This window comes from Flavobacterium sp., from assembly GCF_046317795.1.
Classification (GTDB): Bacteria; Bacteroidota; Bacteroidia; order Flavobacteriales; family Flavobacteriaceae; genus Flavobacterium.
The window spans coordinates 1-3241 of the sequence record NZ_JBKCVI010000088.1 but is presented as its reverse complement, the minus strand read 5'-3'; the positions used below and the strand labels follow the sequence as shown (position 1 = coordinate 3241).

Genomic DNA, 3241 nt, shown 5'->3' with positions numbered 1-3241 from the left:
GAATTAATCTAGTATATGGAGTGATTTCTTTTAGATGTAAATCTAAATCTGTAAAATGACTATCTACTTTAGTGAAAACCGCTTTTAAAATTTTACCTTCTGTCTCTATTAAATCACCTTCAAACTCTTCTTTTTTTAATTCTTCTTTTAAAAATAAAATTATTTTATTGGCAATTTCAATTTGAGTTTCAAGAATATCTTCCCCTTTAATTAAATTAAAAGCTTGTTTTATGGTTTTGCCAATATGTTGAGATAACAATTGAGCTGCTTCGGCTTTGTCTATTGAAGTCTTTTTTACTTGAAAAGTATCCTTATCTAATTCATTTAATTTATAATTAATTAGTTTAGTTACTAATTCTTCATATAATCCTTGGTTCATAATTCAAGTTTTAATAATTCTTCAACAATAGGCAAATCAGCTTCTGCCCAATCTAAATTTAATAATTCTGATTTATTAAGTATTTTAAAATCTTTGTGCTCTGTTAAAATAATTTCTCCAGTTACATATTTAACGAGAAAAGGAATTAGATTTATTTTAAAAGTTCCATAATCAAAAATACTATTTGATAATTTTTTCAGAACTTCAATTTCAATATTTATTTCTTCTCTAATCTCTCTAATAATACAATCTGTTTCACCTTCATCTTTCTCTAATTTGCCACCTGGAAACTCCCACTTCAATGGCAGTTTCATTTTTTCGCTTCTTTGAGTTACTAAAATTTTGTTGTCAATTATAATAATTGCACAAGTAACATTAATCATGTAGGTAGATTTTTTAAATCATTTTTTATCAATGACTAATCAAACTTAATAATAATCTTTCACTTACACAATCCCAACTCTCCAATATTTTTACACTTTCCCTTTTTTATATAAAAGGTGGTGCATTTGAGTTGGTTTTTGGAATGGGTAATCAGTATAATTATTAGAAATATAGTCGTTGTCTGTCAAGTTATTAACAGCTTTTTTTGCTTAAAGTCAATAGGAGTAAGGGTTTAAAAAAAATGTAGGTCTATTTTATCAACACATGTTTTGGTTTTCTAAAATATATTATATTTACATCATCGATACGAATAGCGGAAACTATTCGAGGCCTTCGAACATTAAAATTTGCTCAAAAAGACGGGTTACTAGCTGCTTTTTTTGAGCTTTTTTTATGGAATTTTGGCTAAAAAAAAGTAAAAATAAAGGAAAACTGCAGGTAAAATCGATACTTTTTTTGCTGCTTTTTCGATGGCATTTTTAGTTATCTACTTATTTTTATACCTTTTCAAAAAAATAGGAGGGGTTTTTCAATTCGTCAGCACGAGTGAAACGATTCGTCAGGACGATTGGAGCAACTCGTCAGGTGGAGTAAAAGAATTCGTCCCGACGAATTGACGAAAATTTTCGTAAAAAAACAAAAAAAAGCCCCGAGTGCGGAAACACTCGAGGCCTTCAAGCATCAAAAAGATGCTCTCTAAAGCGGGCTACTAGCTGGCTTTTCTGAATGACAAGTCACTCAGCACTTTTTGCAATTTTCTTCCTGGCCGGAAAAGAATGCGCGTTTTGGTAATTACCGAAGAATTTACTTCCTCTTCTGTAACCATACCCTCTGAACTAATTCCAACTTGGAATGTGCCCAGTTTTCCCAATCGTACAATACGACCGTCGTTCAATTCCTGGCTAATATTGTGTACTAACGACAACAATACTGCGTGGCAATCCACTTCGGTTAAGGTACATTGATAAGCAATCTTTTCAGCTAGCCTATCCAAATCAATTTCGCCATCGCCTATAGCGGCAGCATAAAACTTTTCAGGAGCTGTCATGTCCTGAGGATTCTTCCGTGGAAGAACTTTAAACTTAATTGCCATTTGTTTTATGGTATTAAATTATACAATAAAATATTTAGCTAAGTACACTGCCTATGAGTGCCTTACTGCTTTTACAAAGATTGTAAAAATCGAGTAATTTCAAAAAGTTATTTATTAACAATACTTGCTATAAACTTGCTTGCGTAAAATGGAAAAAAGTTGTAAAAAACTCCCATTTTGTAATGCTTAAGCAATGATTTTTTATAAAAATTGAAATTTAGTCAAAATCAACTTATTTCCTCCGAATGTTAATAAAAGCAACCTTATACATCAGTATTGATTATAGTTATTCAAAAATGGAGTTTATCATCTGAACCAATTCCCACATAGTTCCTCGTACTTTGCTTTTTATATTTCCTTATTTTTACTAAAAAATACCATGTGTTTCTATATGCAACAAAAAGACCCCATCCCCAAAGTGCAAAAGCGCTTCAAGGCAGTAGTGGATCATCCGGAGTTGTTCCTGCAGGCGGAGGTTATCAATGGCTTTGCACACCCCAATGTGCCTGTTATCCTAGATACTACTCCTCAAATCATTAGCACCAACTATACTTGGGGCTTAATCCCTTCATGGGCTAAAGACATGGCGTTTAGGAAAAACACCCTCAATGCACGCCTGGAAACGCTACACGAAAAGCCATCTTTTCACGGCATAACCGCCAACCGTTGCTTAATCCTGGCTACTGCCTTTTATGAATGGCACTGGAACGATGACAAGGGCAAGAGCAAACAGCAGTATCAAATCAACACCACCGAAGAGCTCTTTGCCTTCGCAGGTTTGTATGACCAATGGCACAACCCCAGCACCGGCGAAATCATGCACACTTACACGATGCTCACCACTACCGCCAACGAGACTATGGCTTACATTCACAACCACAAAAAGAGAATGCCCATCATCCTGAAAAAAGAAGACGAACTCGCCTGGCTCACTGGGGCAAATCCCGTGGAGGATTTTGGGTTTCCGTATGAGGTGGAGTTAGTGGGGTTTCCTGTTGAAAAGGGATAAGGGATAAGGGAGAAGCAAGAAATCTAACTCCGCTTCGTCACTTTAGTATATCCCGTGGCTTCGGGAAGTGATTTTTAAAGTTGAAAACGCTAGTTTGTTGTATTAAAAATAGACCCGAGGATGAAAGCCGAACGGTGCGAAGCAAATCGAGATGCTATTGTATAAACAACGGTTCTAGCTTACGCTCAGTTCGCCATTGGCACGGGTCGATACAATTTTCTATTTCAAAAATTGCATTTTTAAAACAGAAAACCACTCGAACTGACGATAGTTGATAAAAACAACCATCCTCACAACGTCACTTCACCTTCTTAGTACCGTCACTTCGAGTGATTTTCAAAGCTGAAAACGCCAGTTTTTAGGTTTGGAAATAGAC

At 35.0% G+C, this 3241-nt stretch carries 3 protein-coding genes and 1 pseudogene; 1 reads left to right on the top strand and 3 read right to left on the bottom strand.

Annotated elements, in window-relative coordinates:
* The 3 genes and pseudogenes from ACK5ON_RS05475 to ACK5ON_RS05465 all read right to left on the bottom strand — a co-directional run.
* Positions 1-379 (bottom strand): annotated as a pseudogene (locus ACK5ON_RS05475) (DUF3427 domain-containing protein); the annotation flags it as partial.
* Complete coding sequence (locus tag ACK5ON_RS05470; protein ID WP_409820637.1) at positions 376-762, bottom strand: (deoxy)nucleoside triphosphate pyrophosphohydrolase; 387 nt, start codon at positions 760-762, stop codon at positions 376-378. The gene ACK5ON_RS05470 and the pseudogene ACK5ON_RS05475, both read right to left, overlap by 4 nt.
* A 710-nt stretch (positions 763-1472) precedes the next feature.
* Entirely contained in the window at positions 1473-1856 is a 384-nt protein-coding gene (locus tag ACK5ON_RS05465; RefSeq protein ID WP_409820636.1) for an HU family DNA-binding protein, read from the bottom strand.
* Between the two features lie 391 nt (positions 1857-2247).
* Between ACK5ON_RS05465 and ACK5ON_RS05460 the strand changes: the two genes are divergently transcribed.
* The gene (locus ACK5ON_RS05460; protein WP_409820633.1) at positions 2248-2865 is read left to right on the top strand and encodes an SOS response-associated peptidase; all 618 of its coding nucleotides are present in this window, start codon (positions 2248-2250) and stop codon (positions 2863-2865) included.
* The last annotated feature ends 376 nt before the right edge of the window (positions 2866-3241 follow it).